The following is a 17,267-nucleotide window of genomic DNA, read 5'->3' on the forward strand; positions in this document are numbered from 1 at the left end:
ACACAGATCGACCGGGTCCAAAAAACCGCCCTAGGATGGAGACATCCCGACCCGTCCGTTCTGAGGAATCCCCATGCCCGCCACCCCTGTGCGTCGCCTCCTTCCCCTCGCTGCGCTCGCCGCCGCCACCGCCCTGGTGCTGACCGCGTGCGCGGGCCCGTCCACGGACAGCGACGGCGGTGAGCTCGTGTGGTCGATCGAGGGCGCGAACCTGTCCGCGGGGCACATGGACCCGCAGGTGAGCCAGCTCGACGTCTCCGGCATGGTGCAGCGCGCGGTGCTCGACTCCCTGGTGTTCCAGGAGGACGACGGCACGTTCAGCCCGTGGCTCGCGAAGAGCTGGGACGTCTCGCCGGACAGCACGGAGTACACCTTCACGCTGCGCGACGACGTGACCTTCACCGACGGCGAGCCGTTCGACGCGGAGGCCGTGAAGGCGAACTTCGACCGGATCGTCGACCCGGAGACCGCCTCGGCCCAGGCGGCGAGCATGCTCGGTGCGGACTTCTACGCCGGCACCGAGGTCGTCGACGACCACACGGTGAAGGTCTCGTTCACGCAGCCGTATGCGCCGTTCCTGCAGGCGGCCAGCACCCCGCAGCTCGGCTTCTACTCGCCGGCCGTGCTCGCCGAGTCGGCCGACAAGCTCAAGGCGGGCGGCCCCGACGTCACGGTCGGCACCGGACCCTTCGTGCTCACCGAGTACACCGCCGACCAGGAGATCGTCTACACGCGCAACGACGACTACGCCTGGGGTCCGCACGAGACGAAGGCGCCGGCGTTCGAGACGCTGCGCGTGCAGATCCAGCCGGAGGCGTCGGTGCGTACCGGAGTGATCGAGAGCGGCGAAGCCGACCTCGCCAGTAACATCCCGCCGAACCAGGTCGCCGGTCTGGACGACGCCGGCGTCACGGTCGACTCGGTGGAGTACCCCGGACTGCCCTACTCGCTCTACCTGAACGAGAAGTACGGCGTCTTCGCCGACGAGAAGGTGCGGCAGGCGTTCGCCCGCGGCATCGACGTCGACGCGGCGGTCGAGGAGATCTACTTCGGGCAGTTCCCGCGGGCGTGGAGCGTCCTCGGCAGCACGACCCCGGGCTATGACGCGTCGCTGGAGGACTCCTGGCCGTTCGATCAGGACGCCGCGAACGCCCTGCTCGACGAGGCCGGCTGGACGGAGCGCGACGCGGACGGCATCCGCATGAAGGACGGCGAGCGCCTGTCCGTGCGATGGATCGCCTGGACTCCGGTCCCCGACGACCGCGCGGCGCTGGCCAACGCGATCCAGTCGGATCTCAAGGCCATCGGCTTCGAGGTGCAGCGCGAGGAGCTGGAGCCCGGTGCCTACAACGCCCAGTACGAGCCGAAGACGTTCGACCTCACCGACTGGGGCTTCTCCGGCGTGGACGCCGACTTCCTCCGTGCGCACCTGCACACCGACGGCTTCCAGAACGCCTCGCAGGTGAGCGACCCGGAGATCGACGCGCTCCTGGAAGAGGCCGTCGCGTCGAGCGACCAGGACGCCCGCAACGAGCTCTACACGCAGCTGCAGGAGTGGAACGCGGAGTACACGGCCATCGTCCCGCTCTACAGCCCCTCGGCGATCACAGCGGTCGGCGAGCGCGTGCAGGGTCTGGACTACGACCTCTACGGGCGGCCGCTCTTCTACGATGTGAGCCTCGGCTGACATCCGGCGGCCGTCGTTTCGAGGGAGCGGGCGGAGTGATCGAACCGTGACGGCGGTGCTCGGCCGCGCCCTCGGGCTCGTCGCCTCGGTGGTCATCGTGCTGTGGGGCGCCGCGACGGTCGCGTTCCTGGCCTTCCGGGTGATCCCCGGCGACCCGGTCTCGGTGATGCTGGGGCCGCAGGCGCAGGTGAGCGAGGCGGTCAAGGACGGCATCCGCGCCGATCTCGGGCTCGACCGCCCGCCGCTGGAGCAGTACGTCGGCTTCATGGGGCAGCTCGCCCGGGGTGACCTCGGCGAGTCGTACCAGCTGCGGCTGCCGGTGACCGAGGTCATCGGACGGCAGCTGGGTGCGACGGTGCAGCTCTCGGCCCTGGCGCTGGGGATCGCCATCGTCCTCGCCCTCGCGGTCGCGGTCTTCGTGCGGGGCCGCGTCGGGCGCACCGTCGCCGCCGGCGTCGAGCTCGTGGTGCTCTCCTCGCCGGTGTTCTGGATCGGGCTGCTGCTGCTCAGCGTCTTCGCGTTCGGTCTCGGCTGGTTCCCCGTCTCGGGCACCCGCAATCCGGCGACCATCGTCCTCCCGGCGATCACGCTCGCCCTCCCGGTGGCCGCACTGCTCAGCCAGGTGCTGCGTGATGGGCTGATGCAGGCGGAACGGATGCCCTTCGCGGAGACGGTCCGTGCGCGGGGTGCCGGACCCACCTGGTTCACGCTGCGGCACGGGGTGCGCCACGGCGCCGCGTCGGCGGTCACCCTCGCGGCCTATCTCACCGGCTCAGTCCTCGGGGGTGCGGTTCTCGTCGAGACCGTGTTCGCCCGGCCCGGCCTGGGGCGGGTCACCCTCGCCGCCATCAACGACCGCGATCTCCCCGTCCTCACCGGCATCATCCTGCTGAGCGCTCTCGTCTTCGTCGTCATCAACGTGGTGGTGGAGCTCGTGCATCCGCTCATCGACCCCCGCGTCGCCGCCTCCTCCCGACCCGGAGTCGTCCGATGAGTCGGGGGCAGCGCATTCTTCTGGGCTCCGCCGTGCTCGTGCTGGCGGTGGTCGCCGTCGCCGCCCTGTGGCCGGGGCTGCTCGCCACGCACGATCCGCTGCAGACCGAGGTCCGGGCCGCTCTGCTGCCGCCGAGTGCCGAGCACCTCTTCGGCACCGATCAGAGCGGCCGCGACGTGTACTCCCGCGTGGTGTTCGGCGCGGGGCGCTCGGTGGGGATCGGGCTTCTCGCCACCGCCATCGCCCTCGCCGCGGGCCTGCTCGTGGGGGCGCTCGCCGGCATGTCCCCTCGGGGTGTGGACGTCACGCTCATGCGCATCAACGACGTGCTCATGGCGTTCCCGGAGTTCCTGGTGGCGCTCGTCGTGGTGGCCGTGCTGGGTCCGGGACCGGTGAACATCGCCATCGCGGTGACGCTGGCCGCCGCACCCGTGTACGTGCGCCTCGCCCGCGTGCAGACCAGGACGCTGCGCGTGGCCGAGCATGTCGAGGCCGCCCGGATCCTCGGCGTGCCGCCGCTGCGGGCGTTCCGCCGCCACGTCGTGCCCGGTGTGCTGGGTGCGCTGAGCGTGCTGGCGACCATCGGCATCGGGTCGAGCATCCTCGCCGCCGCCGGACTGAGCTTTCTGGGTCTCGGGCCGTCCGAGCCGACCCCGGAATGGGGCCTCATGCTCGCCGGCGGGCGCAATGTGCTCGGACAGGCCTGGTGGGTGTCGGTCTTCCCCGGACTCGCGATCACGCTGACGGTGGTGTGCGCGACGGTGGTCGGACGCATCCTCCGAGCGCGGGCGGACGGGAGGGACGCATGAGTGCGGCGCTGGAGGTCGAGGGGCTGCGGATCGCCTTCGCGGGGACTCCCGTCGTGGAGGACGTCTCGTTCACGGTGGACGCCGGCGAGTGCGTGGCGATCGTCGGGGAGTCGGGGGCGGGGAAGTCGCTCTCGGCCCGCGCTCTGCTCGGCCTCACGCCGCCGACGGCAGACGTCGCCGTCGACCGGCTCCGCATCGACGGGGTGGACGCCGCCACCCTGACCGAGCGCGGCTGGCGGCGGCTCCGGGGGACCAGGATCGGCCTCGTCTCGCAGGACGCCCTCGTGTCACTGGACCCGTTGCGACGGATCGCGGACGAGATCGCCGAGCCGCTGCGGCTGCACCGCCTCGTGCGCGGGCGCGCGGCCCTCGCCGCGCGGGTGCGGGAGCTTCTCGGACGGGTGTGGATGCCCGACCCCGACCGCCGTGCACGGCAGCGTCCGCAGGAGCTCTCCGGAGGATTGCGGCAGCGCGCGCTCATCGCCTCGGCGCTCGCCGGGAACCCCGCGGTGCTCGTCGCTGATGAGCCCACCACTGCCCTGGACGCGACCGTGCAGGCCCGGATCCTCGTGCTGCTGCGGGAGATCGCCGACGACGGCACCGCCGTGGTGTTCATCAGCCACGACTTCGCGGCCGTGCGGCGGGTGGCGGATCGCGTGCTCGTGATGAAGGACGGCCGGATCGTGGAGTCCGGCCCGGTCGCGGAGGTGCTCGCTGCCCCCCGCCACCCGTACACGCGGCAGCTCATCGCGGCGACGATGCATGAGCCGCGGGAGGAGCGTGCGGCGTCCTCGGACGTCGTGGTCGTCGCCGAGGAGGTGTCCAAGGCGTTCGGCGGGGTGGCCGCCGTCGTCGACGCCTCGTTCACGGTGTCTGCCGGTCGGACGCTGGGCATCGTCGGCGAATCCGGATCGGGCAAGACGACCCTCGCCCGGATGCTGGTGGGCGTCGAGAGGCCGGACACCGGAGTGCTGCGCTGGACCGGAACGCCGCGCGTGCAGCTCGTGCACCAGAACCCGCTCGGCGCCTTCGACCCGCGGTGGACGGTCGGGCGGTCGCTGGAGGAGGCACTGGAGGCGGGAGGGGTGCCGCGTGGTGCGCGTCGGAAGCGGGTGGCGGCGCTGCTCGCGGAGGTCGGGCTCGATGCGAGTCTGGCGGCCCGACGGCCGGCGGCGCTGTCGGGCGGGCAGCGGCAACGGGCGGCCCTGGCCCGCGCTCTCGCGGCGGACCCGGACGTGCTGGTGCTGGACGAGCCCGTCTCCGCCCTCGACCCCTCGGTGCGCGAGCGGGTGCTCCGGCTCCTCGGGCGGGTGCAGGAGGAGCGGCGGCTCACGATGGTCTTCGTCTCCCACGACCTCGACGTCGTCGGCGCCGTCGCGGACGACGTCCTGGTCATGCAGGACGGCCGGATCGTCGAGCAGGGGCCCACGGCGGCGGTGTTCGCGGCGCCGCAGCATCCGTTCACCCGGGAGCTGCTTGCGGCCAGCGGCCCCGTCAGTCCGTGACGGTGATCCCGAGCCCGGCCGCCATCACCGGGGCGAGCTGCTGCACCTGCACCGACGAGAGCGTGGTGCCGCGCAGGCTCTGGACGTCGAGGTAGGAGAGCGCGTCGAGGCCGCGGAGGTCCACGTCCTTCGCGCGCAGGCCCCGGGGGTCGACCTCGTCGCTGCGCGTGGCCTGGAACCGGACGCGTGTCAGTTCGGCCTGCGGGATGTCGATCGTGCGGACGGCGCATCCCACGACGTCGACGTCTTCGGCGCGGGCGGCGCCCAGGTTCAGGTAGTCGATGCGCACGTCCCGCAGCTCGAGCTCGGCCACGCGGGCGTCACCGAGGTCGAGGGTCCCGATGCGGCCGCCCGTGATCCGGAGTCGACGGATGCTCGCGTTCCGCAGCCGGAGCGACGCGATGCGCGGTTCGGGCAGGTCGACGTCGAGGAGCGTGGCCCCGGTGAGGTCGATGCTGTCGGCGTCCGCCTGGACCGCGCACTGCTCGAGCGTGGCGTACGCGAGGTCGACGGTGCCCGTGAGCTCCAGGGCGGCGGCGAGGAGGTCGGCCCGGCGCGCGGCTTCACGGGGCTCCAGCACGGGCGGGAGGTCGGGCGCGGACACACGGGGTGCGGTCGGGGAGTTCGGCATCCTCCGAGGCTATGTCCTCGCTCCGACACCCTCACTCCGTCCTGCTCCGGTCCCAGGTCGCAGATCCTCACCGTGTCGCCCCCTCTCGCGCAGCCCCTGCGACAGGAGTCCCAATCTGCGACCTGGCCCCGGCCCACCGCGGCCCTGACCCAGCTCCGTGGCTCCGGGCCTCAGCCTGCGAGAGATCGCTGATCTGCGCCGCGTCGCAGGCCCTCGGCGGTTTCCTCCGACGTGGGCGGGAATCTGCGACATCGAGCGGGGGTCCGGAGGAGAGGGACTCGGGCTGCACGGGAGGGGGTGTGGGGGGAGTTGTGCACAGGGAATGGGAGGAGCTGGCCGGGGTGGGGAGCACGGGAGGGGATGGGGAGCAGCATCGGGGGCATGAACGGGATGAGGCGGGCACGGCTGCTGCAGGCGATGCGCGAGGTCGACGGAGTCGCGCGGGTCGAGCGGCTCCGGGAATACGGGGTCAGCCGGTACGACCTCGAGACGGCGGTCTCGGAGCGGATGATCCAGCGGGTGCGGGTGGGGTGGGTGGCGCTGCCCGACGCCGATCCGCGTCGGGTGACCGCGGCGCAACACGGTGTTCTGCTGACGTGCGTGACGCAGGCGCGGCGGCTGGGCATCTGGGTGCACGACGAGAGACCGCGCCTTCACCTCGCGGCCAGCCCGGGCAGCCGGGGCGGGAAGCCGCCGGAGGCCCGCGTGCACTGGGCTCGGCCTCTGGTCCCGCGACACCCCGATGCCCTGGAGGACCCGATCGAGAACGTGCTGAGCCTGGTGTCCACGTGCGAGCCGTACGAACAGGCGCTCGCGACCTGGGAGTCGGCATTGAACAAGGGGCTCGTCGATCGAGAGAGCCTGCTCCGACTCCGCTGGGGACCGCGCGCGCGGCGGCTCCTGGCCGAGGCGCTGCCGTTCGCGGATGCGGGGCTCGAGACCTACCTGCGCGTGCGACTGCGCTGGCTCCGGCTGCCGCTGCGCTTCCAGACGTGGATCGCCGGGCACCGAGTGGACGCCCTGATCGGCGAGCGGCTCGTGCTGCAGATCGACGGCGGCACGCATGTCGGAGCCCAGCGCGACCAGGACAACCGCCACGAGGCGGAGCTGAAGCTGCGCGGCTACCACGTCATCCGTCTGGGCTACCACCAGGTGATGGACGAGTGGCCCGCGGTGCAGGACCTCGTCATGCGCGCCGTCGCCCAGGGACTGCATCGTGCTCGCACGGCGTGATGTCGCAGATCCCGCCCCGGGTCGCAGGGATGTCCCCAGGTCCTGCGACGTCGAAGAGAATCCGCGGGAGGAGGAGCACGCGTACAATGGGCACACGAGCATCGATCCGGCCATCACCGGGGAGCTCTCGGAAGAACGGTCCGGCGACGGACTCAGTAGAACCGAGCGGGGCAGGCCCGTCACAGCCGCAGTGAGAGTGGTCCGTGGGTCTCTGAGCTTGTCGAGGGGACGCAGGGGCACGCGAGGTGGTACCGCGGTCCGCGAGGATCGTCCTCGCAGCAGCATCCGCCACGACGACCACTGCGAGAGACCATGACCTACCCGCGCTCCTCCTTCGGCCCCGCTGCCGACCAGGCCACCACTGTGGCGCCGAGCCCCCGCTTCCCGCAGATCGAGGAGGAGGTGCTCGACTTCTGGAAGACCGACGACACCTTCCGCGCCTCCATCGAGCAGCGCGAGGGTGCCCCCGAGTGGGTGTTCTACGACGGCCCTCCCTTCGCGAACGGTCTGCCGCACTACGGCCACCTGCTCACGGGCTACGCGAAGGACGTGTTCCCGCGCTTCCAGACCATGATCGGGCACAAGGTCGACCGCGTCTTCGGATGGGACACCCACGGGCTCCCCGCCGAGCTCGAGGCGATGAAGCAGCTCGGGATCACCGAGAAGAGCGAGATCGAGGAGATGGGGATCGACGTCTTCAACGAGAAGGCGCGCTCCTCGGTCCTGAAGTACACGCGGGAGTGGGAGGACTACGTCACCCGCCAGGCCCGGTGGGTGGACTTCGAGCGCGGCTACAAGACGCTCGACCTCGGCTACATGGAGAGCGTGCTCTGGGCCTTCAAGACCCTGTACGACAAGGGGCTCGCCTACGAGGGGTACCGTGTGCTCCCGTACTGCTGGCGCGATGAGACGCCGTTGTCCGCCCACGAGCTGCGCATGGACGACGACGTCTACCAGATGCGACAGGACCCGTCGGTCACGGTCACCTTCCCGCTCACCGGCGCGAAGGCCGAGGCGCTCGGGCTCACCGGCGTGCGCGCCCTCGCCTGGACGACGACCCCCTGGACCCTGCCGACCAACCTCGCGCTCGCCGTGGGGCCGGACATCGAGTACGTCGTGCTGCCCGCCGGTCCCGCCGGCGCCTCCGACGTGCACCAGGGACGCGCCGCTCCCTCGGCCGACCAGCTCGCGGTCGAGGCCTCCGCGCACCGCTACCTGCTCGCGAAGGATCTGCTCGGCGGGTATGCCAAGGATCTCGGTTACGAGAGCCCGGAGGACGCGCTCGCCGCGGTCGACGCCACGCTGCGCGGTGCAGAGTTGGCGGACGTCACCTACGACCGCCTGTTCGACTACTACGCGGACGAGGAGACCTACGGCACGGGGAACGCCTGGCGCATCCTCGTCGACGACTATGTGACCACCACCGATGGCACCGGCATCGTCCACCAGGCACCGGCCTACGGTGAGGACGACCAGCGCGTCGCCGGCGCTGCGGGCATCCCGACGATCCTGTCGCTCGACGACGGCGGGCGCTTCCTCCCGAACGTCACGGATGTCGCGGGCGAGCTGTGGATGGACGCGAACACCCCGCTCGTGCGGATCATCCGCGACAACGGCCGTCTGGTCCGGCTTCAGAGCTACGAGCACTCCTACCCGCACTGCTGGCGCTGCCGGAACCCCCTCATCTACAAGGCCGTGTCGAGCTGGTTCATCCGGGTCACCGACATCAAGGACGACCTCCTCGCGAACAACGAGCAGATCACCTGGGTGCCGGAGAACGTGAAGGAGGGGCAGTTCGGCAAGTGGCTCGAGGGCGCCCGCGACTGGTCGATCAGCCGCAACCGCTACTGGGGCTCGCCCATCCCGATCTGGAAGAGCGACGACCCGGAGTACCCGCGCGTCGACGCCTACGGCTCGCTGGAGGAGCTGGAGCGCGACTTCGGCACGCTGCCGCGCAACCCGGAGGGCGAGGTGGACCTGCACCGCCCCTACATCGACGACCTGACGAGGCCGAACCCCGACGACCCCACGGGCAAGAGCACGATGCGGCGCATCGGCGACGTCTTCGACGTGTGGTTCGACTCCGGCTCGATGCCGTACGCCCAGGTGCACTATCCGTTCGAGAACCAGGAGTGGTTCGACTCGCACTCCCCGGCGGACTTCATCGTGGAGTACATCGGCCAGACCCGCGGCTGGTTCTACGTCATGCACGTGCTCTCGACGGCGCTGTTCAACCGCCCGGCGTTCACGGGCGTCAGCTGCCACGGCATCGTACTCGGCAGCGACGGCTACAAGATGTCGAAGTCGCTGCGGAACTACCCCGACGTGTCCGAGGTTCTGGACCGCGACGGGTCCGACGCGATGCGCTGGTTCCTGATGTCGAGCGCAGTGCTCCGTGGCGGCAACCTCATCGTCACCGAGGAGGGCATCCGGTCCGGCGTGCGGGAGTTCCTGCTGCCGCTGTGGAACTCGTGGTACTTCTTCGCGACGTATGCGAATGCTTCGACAGGCTCAGCAACCCAGGGAGGAGCAGGCTCAGCAACCCAGGGAGGCGGGTACGAGGCATCGTGGCGCACCGACTCGACCGACGTCCTCGACCGGTACATCCTCGCGCGGCTGGGCGACCTCGTCCGCGAGGTCCGGGCCGATCTGGAGGGTCTGGACTCGACCACCGCGTCCGCGCGACTGCGCGACTTCGCCGAGGTGCTGACGAACTGGTACATCCGCCGTTCGCGCGACCGGTTCTGGGTGGGCGTGACGGACGACCCGAAGAGCCGCGAGGCGTTCGACACCCTGTACACCGTGCTGGAGACGCTGTGCCGCGTGGCCGCGCCGCTCGTCCCGCTCATCAGCGAGCGCGTGTGGCAGGGGCTCACCGGCGGGCGCAGCGTGCACCTGCAGGACTGGCCGGATGCGGATCAGTTCCCCGCCGCCGACGAGATCCGCGACGCCATGGATGCCGTCCGTGAGCTATCGAGCGTCAGCAACGCGCTGCGCAAGAAGGAGAAGCTGCGCGTGCGCCTGCCGCTCGCACGGCTCACGGTGGTCTCTCCGCTCGCGGGCGACCTCGGCCAGTTCGAGGACATCCTCCGCGAGGAGCTCAACGTGAAGACCGTCGAGCTCGTCCCGCTGACCGACGAGGCGGCCGGGGAGTACGGCATCAGCCACCGGCTGAGCGTGAACGCCCGCGCCGCGGGTCCGCGCCTCGGCAAGGACGTGCAGAAGGCCATCCAGGCCGCGCGCTCGGGTGACTGGTCCGAGACCGACGGCGTCGTGACCGCCGGCGGCATCGCGCTGGAGCCCGCCGAGTACGACCTCGTCCTCGAGACCACGGGTCGCCCCGAGGGGGAGGCCCTGGCCATCGTCCCGTCCGGAGGGTTCGTCCTGCTCGACACCGACACGACGCCGGAGCTGGAGGCCGAGGGTCTAGCGCGCGACGTTATCCGCGCGACCCAGGAGACGCGGAAGAACGCGGGACTTGACGTGAGCGACCGCATTCGACTGAGGCTCTCCTTCGCTAACGCCGACGATGCGGACGCCGTTGCCGCCGCATTCGACGCCGCGCGAGTCGCTGAAGAAACGCTGGCCGAGGAGTATGCCGTCGTGGATCCGGATGGTTCCATCGCCCTCGGATACGCAGCCGTGTTTGCGGCGTCGGCGGACTCCGTTGCCGATGCTGCTATCGAATTCGCCGTGGATGTTCCGAGCGGGAAGTATGCCAACCGCGGTGACTTCACGATCTCCGTAACCAAGATCGAGGTGGGCGCATGAGTGCGAGAGACCGGGCCGACGCCGTCTACGAGACGCTGCTGAGCCGTGCCGGGGAACGCTGGGTGCAGCCGCGCAAGGAGCGGACGGCGCGGATCCTCGAGTACCTCGACGATCCCCAGCGCACCTACCGCGTCATCCACATCACCGGCACCAACGGCAAGACGTCGACCGCGCGGATGATCGAGAGCCTGCTGCGTGCCCATGACCTGCGCACCGGCCTGTTCACGAGCCCGCACCTGGAGCGCTTCACCGAGCGCATCATGATCGACGGCGAGCCGATCTCCGATGAGGCCGTCGCCGACGCCTGGGACGAGATCGAGCCGTTCGTGGGGATCGTCGACGCCGAGCTCGAGGCGGCAGGGGAGGCCCCGCTGACGTTCTTCGAGCTGCTCACGGTCCTCGCCTTCGTCGCGGTCGCCGACGCACCCGTCGACGTGCTCGTGCTCGAGGTCGGCATGGGCGGGGAGTGGGACTCCACGAACACCGCCGACGGCGACGTGGCGGTGTTCGCTCCGATCGACATCGACCACGCGGACCGCCTGGGAAGCACGATCGCCGAGATCGCCCAGGTCAAGGCCGGCATCATCAAGGAGGGCGCCGCCGTCGTCTCCGCCCAGCAGCCCGCCGAGGCCGCCGAGGTGCTGCGCCGCGTGGCCGCGGAGCGCCATGCCACCATCGCCTTCGAAGGCGAGGACTTCGGGCTCGCCGAGCAGAAGCTCGCCGTGGGCGGTCAGCTCCTCACCATCCGGGGCCTTGCGGGGCAGTACGAGGAGGAGTACCTGCCGCTGTACGGCGCGCACCAGGGCCACAACGCCGCGCTGGCCGTCGCCGCCGTCGAGTCGCTCATCGGCGGCGCCGGCCAGGCGATCGCCGGCGGCGTGATCTCCGACGGACTCCAGGGCAGCACATCTCCCGGCCGCCTGCAGCTCCTCGGCATCGCTCCCACCGTCATCGTCGACGCCGCGCACAACCCGCACGGTGCCGCGGCGCTCGCCCAGGCGCTGGACGACAGCTTCGACTTCGACGAGTGGGGCCTGGTGCTCGGCGTCCTCGCGGACAAGGACGCGGCGGGGATCGTCGCGCGGCTCGCGCCGGCCGCCGCGCACGTCTTCGCGACCGCGCCGGAGTCGGACCGCGCCAGCGATGCCGACCTCATCGCCGATCTCGTCGAACAGGCCGGACAGCGCGCCACCGTGCACCCGTCCCTCGCAGACGCCGCGGACGCGGCCCGGGAATGGGCGGCCTCGTCGGATCGTCGGGCCGTGGTCATCGCCGGCTCCGTCGTGCTCGCGGGCGAGGCGATCGCGCTCTCCGAGGAGGAGGACTGGAAGTCGGGGTGGCGCGCATGAGTGCCGCCGCCGCCCCGCGTCGACCGCGCGCCCCGCGCACCCTCGTGCAGAAGCTCGCCCCGGTGGTGCTCGGCTTCGAGGCGATCGTCGTCTTCCTCGTCGGCCTCACCATCTTCGGCTTGAAGGCTCTGCCCGCCGGCATCGAGCAGTGGTGGGGGATCGTGGGCGGTGCCGTCGTGGCCGTGGCCTGCGTCGTCATCGCGGGCATGATCACGAAGCCCTGGGCGATCCCCGCCGGATGGATCGTGCAGATCGTGGTCGCGTTGTCGGCCATCGCCGTCCCTGCGGTGCTTCTCGTCGTCCTGATTTTCGGCGGCATGTGGGCGTATGCGACCATCATGGGGGCCCGCCTGGACGCACGACGCCCGAGCGGGGCTCCGACCGCGCAGAACGCAGACACAGAGAGTGAATGACATGGCCACCGAAGAAACCCTCGTCCTCGTCAAGCCGGACGGTGTCGCCCGCGGCCTCACCGGCACGATCCTCGCCCGCATCGAGGCGAAGGGCTACGCGCTCGTCGACATCCGCCTCGTCGAGCCCGACCGCGACCTGCTCGCCGCACACTACGCCGAGCACGAGGGCAAGCCGTTCTACGAGCCCCTGCTCGAGTTCATGATGTCCGGCCCCTCGGTGGCGATCCGTCTCGCCGGCAACCGTGTCATCGAGGGCTTCCGCTCTCTCGCCGGCACGACCGACCCCACGACCGCCGCGCCCGGCACCATCCGTGGTGACTTCGGTCGCGACTGGGGCCTCAAGGTGCAGCAGAACCTCGTGCACGGCTCGGACAGCCCCGAGTCGGCCGCCCGCGAGCTGGGCATCTGGTTCGACTGATCCCGATCCTCACGACGAAGCCCGTCCGCCGGAATGGCGGACGGGCTTCGTCGTTCTCACGGAGAGATCAGAAGAGGATCTTCGCCATCTCGCCGAGGAAGTCGAGTCCCTGCAGCTGCGCGAGGAAGATGATGAGCGCGTACGCGATGACGGTCGCCAGCGGCACCCACGGCATGAGCTTCTCGGCGCGCGCTCGGACCTTCGCGTTGCTTGTGAAGGTGCCGTTGCGGGCCAGATGGACCATCGTGGCGAAGAAGGTGGGGATCGTCACGGCCCAGGTGACCATGCACCAGGGGCAGAGCACGAAGAGGCTGTACAGGCTCTGCGCGATCAACCAGCACACGAGGCCGAAGGCGAAGGTGATGCCCGCCCCGAACGCCGCCCAGAACCACCGCGGGAACCGCGCCCCGGCGAGGATCGCGACGCCGACGACGAGCGGCGCCATCCAGCCGGTGAGACCGATGATCGGGTTCGGGAAGCCGAACACCGATCCCTGCCACGACTGCAGGTTGACGCTGCACTGGATGAACGGGCTGAGATCGCACCCGAGCGCTTCCTGCGGCTTCTCCAGCAGTGCGAACTTCTCGACGGTGAGCTGGAAGGCGGCGTACCAGCCGATGACGCTCGCGATGATCAACCACACGGCATAGACGACGGGGCGGGTGCGCTGCTCGCTCATGCTCAGGATTATCCCAGCGACGGCTATGGAAAGGGCGAGAACCGCCCGGAGAAAACGGGTGGTGAGCGACGGGATGCCGCGATCGGACCGACTTGGTGCGATAATGACCTGTGATGCGATGAACGGCGTTGCCGCGACACGCGTCGAGCAGACTTCGGGGCCCATGCCCCACGCGACCAGAGCCATGAGCCGGTCGCAGGCCGATTGAGTTCGCGGCACCCGCGGGTGCCGCATGAGATTTCACGGGACACGCAGTGGACCGTGCCAGGGAGCACGCCAGAGATGGCCGATGAGAACAATGACAACAACGCCCCCGCCCTCGACGCCCCGGCTGATGCCGTGGAGCCGCTGACGGCGCCCACCGACGCCGCAGAGCTCGAGGCGGAGAGCGAGGCTCCCGCAGCGCAGGCTCTGACGGAGGATGCTCCTGCCGAGTCCGAGGCTCCCGCGGAGTCCGAGGCGCCTGCCGAGCCCGAAACTCCTGCCGAGCCCGAGGCTCCTGCGGAGTCCGAGGCTCCTGCGGAGTCCGAAACTCCCGCGGAGTCCGAAACTCCTGCCGAGCCCGAGGTCCCTGCGCAGCCGGAGAAGCCCGCGCCGGTCACCGCCGTGTCGCTCGGACTGCTGCCCGAGGTCTTCGTGTCGCAGGTGTCGACCCAGCTGCACTTCTACGCACCGGAGATCGTCCCGCTTCCTGCTCGCCCCGGTCGCGACGACCGTGCGCCGGAGCGCGACCAGGACGATTCCGGGGGAGGCCGCCGGGGGCGTCGTCGCCGTGGCGGCTCCGAAGGCGACGACCAGCAGCGCGACGAGCCGCGGCAGCGTCAGCGCGTCGTCGAGTACATCACCGAGCCGAAGGCGATCAAGGGCTCGACGCGCCTCGAGGCCAAGAAGCAGCGCCGTCGTGACGGCCGCGACGCCGGTCGTCGTCGTCCGGTCGTGACCGAGGCCGAGTTCCTCGCACGCCGGGAGTCCGTCGACCGCAAGATGGTCGTGCGCTCCAAGAACGGCCGTACGCAGATCGGCGTGCTTGAGGACGGCGTGCTCGTGGAGCACTACGTCGCCCGCAATCAGGACGCCTCGCTGATCGGCAACGTCTACCTCGGTCGCGTGCAGAACGTGCTTCCCAGCATGGAGGCCGCGTTCGTCGACATCGGTCGCGGCCGCAACGCCGTGCTCTACTCGGGCGAGGTGGACTGGGACGGCGTCGAGACCGGCAACCAGCCCCGTCGCATCGAACTGGCGCTCAAGCCGGGCGATCGCGTGCTCGTCCAGGTCACCAAGGACCCCGTGGGTCACAAGGGCGCCCGCCTCACGAGCCAGATCTCGCTGCCCGGCCGCTACCTGGTGTACGTGCCCGGCGGCTCGATGAACGGCATCAGCCGCAAGCTGCCCGACAACGAGCGCGCGCGACTCAAGCGCATCCTCAAGGAGGTGCTGCCGGAGTCGTCCGGCGTGATCGTCCGCACGGCGGCCGAGGGCGCCACCGAGGAGCAGCTGACCCGCGACGTGCAGCGCCTCACCTCGCAGTGGGAGCACATCCAGAAGCAGGTCGAGAGCCAGCAGGCCCCCGCGCTCCTGCACGCCGAGCCCGACCTGCTCGTGAAGATCGTCCGTGATGTCTTCAACGAGGATTTCACGAAGATGCTCATCCAGGGCGAGGAGTCGCAGCGCACGATCCGGGCGTACCTGGAGAGCGTCGCGCCCGACCTGCTCGAGCGCGTCGAGGCCTATGAGGACGACGTCGACCCCTTCGACGCGTTCCGCATCACCGAGCAGATCGAGAAGGCGCTGGACCGCAAGGTGTGGCTGCCCTCCGGCGGCTCGCTCGTGATCGACCGCACCGAGGCCATGACGGTCGTCGACGTCAACACCGGCAAGTTCGTCGGCTCTGGCGGAAACCTCGAGGAGACCGTCACCAAGAACAACCTCGAGGCCGCGGAGGAGATCGTCCGCCAGCTGCGTCTGCGGGACATCGGCGGCATCATCGTCGTCGACTTCATCGACATGGTGCTGGAGTCCAACCGCGACCTCGTGCTGCGTCGACTCATCGAGTGCCTGAGCCGCGACCGGACGAAGCACCAGGTCGCCGAGGTCACCTCGCTCGGTCTCGTGCAGATGACGCGCAAGAAGCTCGGCCTCGGCCTGCTGGAGACCTTCAGCGAGGCGTGCGAGGTGTGTGCGGGTCGCGGCGTGATCGTCCACCACGACCCGGTCGTGAAGCACCGCGCGAACGGCAACGGCAACAACAACAACGGCGGCAACGGCAACGGCGGACGCCGCCAGCGCGGCAACGGCGGCAACGGCAACGGGAACGGCGGCGGAAGCCACTCCGCCCCCGCCGCCCCGCCGGTGACCCACAGCATCACCGAGGGGGCCAAGTCGGCCCTCGCGCAGATCGCCGCATCCACGATCGCGCCCGCCGGTGACGTGGTCACCGAGGCTCCGGCCGCCGAGCCCGCACCGGCTCCCGCGTCCGAGCGCCCGAAGAAGGCCCGGAAGAAGCGCGGCGACCGCAAGGGGCCGAAGACGCCGACCGAGGAGCTTCTCGACTCGGTCCTGGACGCGCTCCCGGAGCCCAAGGCGCCGGGTCAGGGTCGTGGACGGCGTCGGGTCACCACCGCCGCGCTCTCCGGCACGCCGGTGTCCGTGAGCTCGGAGGCGTCAGTGGCGCCGGTCGCGTCCGCGGACCCGGAGGCCTGACGCGATCAGGCGGGTGACCAGGTCCCTGCCGGAGACGTGCTGTGCACCGCCGGCGATGAGCCGGGGGACCGCGTCCTCAGGGACGTCGTAGTGATCGAGGTCGAAGGCCCGCGCCGGGATCCCGTGGCTGCGCGCGAACGCGTGCAGCTCGTCGAGGTTGTCGTCGCTGACAAGGTGCGCCCACAGGCGTCCGTGGGCGGGCCAGCGGGGGTCGTCGACGAGTACGGTCACTCCGTCAGCCTACGACCGGCCCCGTCACCCGGCTCACTTTGCGAGGTCGTCCGGCATCCGGTAAAGTAGTCCCTTGGTGCGCATGCCGCCTCGTCCTCGACGGCCGAAGCGGAGAGTCTTGCATTCGCGCCCGTCGTACCAGCGACGCATGCAAGCAACAGTCTTCCCGTGAGATTCTCGGAGCCGCGTGCTCCCCAACGAAACAGGTATGAAGTGGTTTACGCAGTAGTGCGCGCCGGTGGCCGGCAGGAGAAGGTCGAGGTCGGCACCATCGTTCAGCTCGACCGTGTTCAGGCTGCCCAGGGCGACAAGATCCAGCTGCCCGCCGTGCTGCTCGTCGACGGCTCCACGGTGACCACCGACGCCGACGCGCTGGCGAAGGTCACCGTCACGGCTGAGGTCGTCGGCAACCTCCGCGGCCCGAAGATCGTCATCCAGAAGTACAAGAACAAGACCGGCTACAAGAAGCGTCAGGGCCACCGCCAGGAGCTCACGCGCGTCAAGATCACCGGCATCAAGTAAGACCGAGGAGACCAGGACATGGCACACAAAAAGGGCGCAAGCTCCACCCGTAACGGTCGTGACTCCAACGCACAGCGCCTCGGCGTGAAGCGCTTCGGCGGTCAGCAGGTCCTCGCCGGCGAGATCATCGTCCGCCAGCGCGGCACCCACTTCCACCCCGGCGCCAACGTCGGCCGTGGTGGCGACGACACGCTGTTCGCTCTGGCCGCCGGTGCGGTCGAGTTCGGCGCGAAGGGCGGCCGCAAGGTCGTCAACATCGTCGCTGCTGCTGAGTGATCACAGCACCACGCTAAACATCCGGTTCGGGGCGGGCTTCGGCTCGCCC

At 70.3% G+C, this 17,267-nt stretch carries 15 protein-coding genes; 12 read left to right on the forward strand and 3 right to left on the reverse strand.

Features of this window, described 5'->3' with window-relative positions:
• Positions 1-73: 73 nt before the first annotated feature.
• From AB0300_RS04035 to AB0300_RS04050, 4 genes are read left to right on the forward strand one after another with little or no spacing between them, the layout of a single operon-like run.
• Positions 74-1,687 (forward strand): ABC transporter substrate-binding protein, encoded by a 1,614-nt coding sequence (locus AB0300_RS04035; protein WP_303708671.1) that lies wholly within the window; start codon positions 74-76, stop codon positions 1,685-1,687.
• A gap of 46 nt (positions 1,688-1,733) precedes the next feature.
• Positions 1,734-2,681, forward strand: a complete 948-nt coding sequence (locus AB0300_RS04040; protein WP_249521689.1) for an ABC transporter permease — start codon at positions 1,734-1,736, stop codon at positions 2,679-2,681.
• On the forward strand, positions 2,678-3,490 hold the full coding sequence (locus AB0300_RS04045) for an ABC transporter permease (protein WP_062634134.1): 813 nt from the start codon (positions 2,678-2,680) through the stop codon (positions 3,488-3,490). Before AB0300_RS04040 ends, AB0300_RS04045 begins: the two co-directional genes overlap by 4 nt.
• Positions 3,487-4,995, forward strand: coding sequence for an ABC transporter ATP-binding protein (locus AB0300_RS04050; RefSeq protein WP_366215511.1), 1,509 nt, complete (start codon positions 3,487-3,489; stop codon positions 4,993-4,995). Before AB0300_RS04045 ends, AB0300_RS04050 begins: the two co-directional genes overlap by 4 nt.
• Here the strand turns inward: AB0300_RS04050 and AB0300_RS04055 are convergent.
• Positions 4,985-5,626 (reverse strand): pentapeptide repeat-containing protein, encoded by a 642-nt coding sequence (locus AB0300_RS04055; RefSeq protein WP_025104982.1) that lies wholly within the window; start codon positions 5,624-5,626, stop codon positions 4,985-4,987. The two genes, AB0300_RS04050 and AB0300_RS04055, sit on opposite strands and share 11 nt — an antisense overlap.
• A gap of 381 nt (positions 5,627-6,007) precedes the next feature.
• Between AB0300_RS04055 and AB0300_RS04060 the strand changes: the two genes are divergently transcribed.
• From AB0300_RS04060 to ndk, 5 genes are all read left to right on the forward strand, one after another.
• Positions 6,008-6,859 (forward strand): DUF559 domain-containing protein, encoded by an 852-nt coding sequence (locus tag AB0300_RS04060; RefSeq protein ID WP_240183581.1) that lies wholly within the window; start codon positions 6,008-6,010, stop codon positions 6,857-6,859.
• A gap of 312 nt (positions 6,860-7,171) precedes the next feature.
• Entirely contained in the window at positions 7,172-10,630 is a 3,459-nt protein-coding gene (ileS, locus tag AB0300_RS04065; RefSeq protein ID WP_366215512.1) for an isoleucine--tRNA ligase, read from the forward strand.
• On the forward strand, positions 10,627-11,979 hold the full coding sequence (locus AB0300_RS04070) for a folylpolyglutamate synthase/dihydrofolate synthase family protein (protein ID WP_062766693.1): 1,353 nt from the start codon (positions 10,627-10,629) through the stop codon (positions 11,977-11,979). The genes ileS and AB0300_RS04070 overlap by 4 nt, the downstream gene beginning before the upstream one ends.
• A complete protein-coding gene (locus AB0300_RS04075; protein WP_231919630.1) occupies positions 11,976-12,392 on the forward strand; it encodes a DUF4233 domain-containing protein in 417 nt (138 codons plus the stop codon). Before AB0300_RS04070 ends, AB0300_RS04075 begins: the two co-directional genes overlap by 4 nt.
• A 1-nt stretch (position 12,393) precedes the next feature.
• Entirely contained in the window at positions 12,394-12,810 is a 417-nt protein-coding gene (gene ndk / locus AB0300_RS04080) for a nucleoside-diphosphate kinase (protein WP_071329548.1), read from the forward strand.
• 67 nt (positions 12,811-12,877) lie between these two features.
• Here the strand turns inward: ndk and AB0300_RS04085 are convergent, their stop codons facing one another.
• Positions 12,878-13,489 carry a vitamin K epoxide reductase family protein gene (locus tag AB0300_RS04085; protein ID WP_025104976.1) on the reverse strand — a complete coding sequence of 204 codons (612 nt, stop codon included), beginning with the start codon at positions 13,487-13,489 and terminating at the stop codon, positions 12,878-12,880.
• A 282-nt stretch (positions 13,490-13,771) separates the two neighbouring features.
• Between AB0300_RS04085 and AB0300_RS04090 the strand changes: the two genes are divergently transcribed.
• The gene (locus AB0300_RS04090; protein ID WP_366215513.1) at positions 13,772-16,189 is read left to right on the forward strand and encodes an Rne/Rng family ribonuclease; all 2,418 of its coding nucleotides are present in this window, start codon (positions 13,772-13,774) and stop codon (positions 16,187-16,189) included.
• On the opposite strand, the gene AB0300_RS04095 is transcribed toward AB0300_RS04090, so the two are convergent.
• Positions 16,151-16,420: a DUF4031 domain-containing protein gene (locus AB0300_RS04095; RefSeq protein ID WP_366215514.1), complete on the reverse strand. Its 270-nt coding sequence runs from the start codon at positions 16,418-16,420 to the stop codon at positions 16,151-16,153. The genes AB0300_RS04090 and AB0300_RS04095 overlap by 39 nt on opposite strands.
• A 213-nt stretch (positions 16,421-16,633) precedes the next feature.
• Between AB0300_RS04095 and rplU the strand changes: the two genes are divergently transcribed.
• Positions 16,634-16,942 carry a 50S ribosomal protein L21 gene (gene rplU, locus AB0300_RS04100; protein WP_025104973.1) on the forward strand — a complete coding sequence of 103 codons (309 nt, stop codon included), beginning with the start codon at positions 16,634-16,636 and terminating at the stop codon, positions 16,940-16,942.
• A gap of 18 nt (positions 16,943-16,960) precedes the next feature.
• The gene (gene rpmA / locus AB0300_RS04105) at positions 16,961-17,218 is read left to right on the forward strand and encodes a 50S ribosomal protein L27 (RefSeq protein WP_025104972.1); all 258 of its coding nucleotides are present in this window, start codon (positions 16,961-16,963) and stop codon (positions 17,216-17,218) included.
• The last annotated feature ends 49 nt before the right edge of the window (positions 17,219-17,267 follow it).

Origin of the sequence: Microbacterium sp. NPDC078814 (assembly GCF_040702645.1) — a bacterium.
GTDB lineage: Bacteria > Actinomycetota > Actinomycetes > Actinomycetales > Microbacteriaceae > Microbacterium.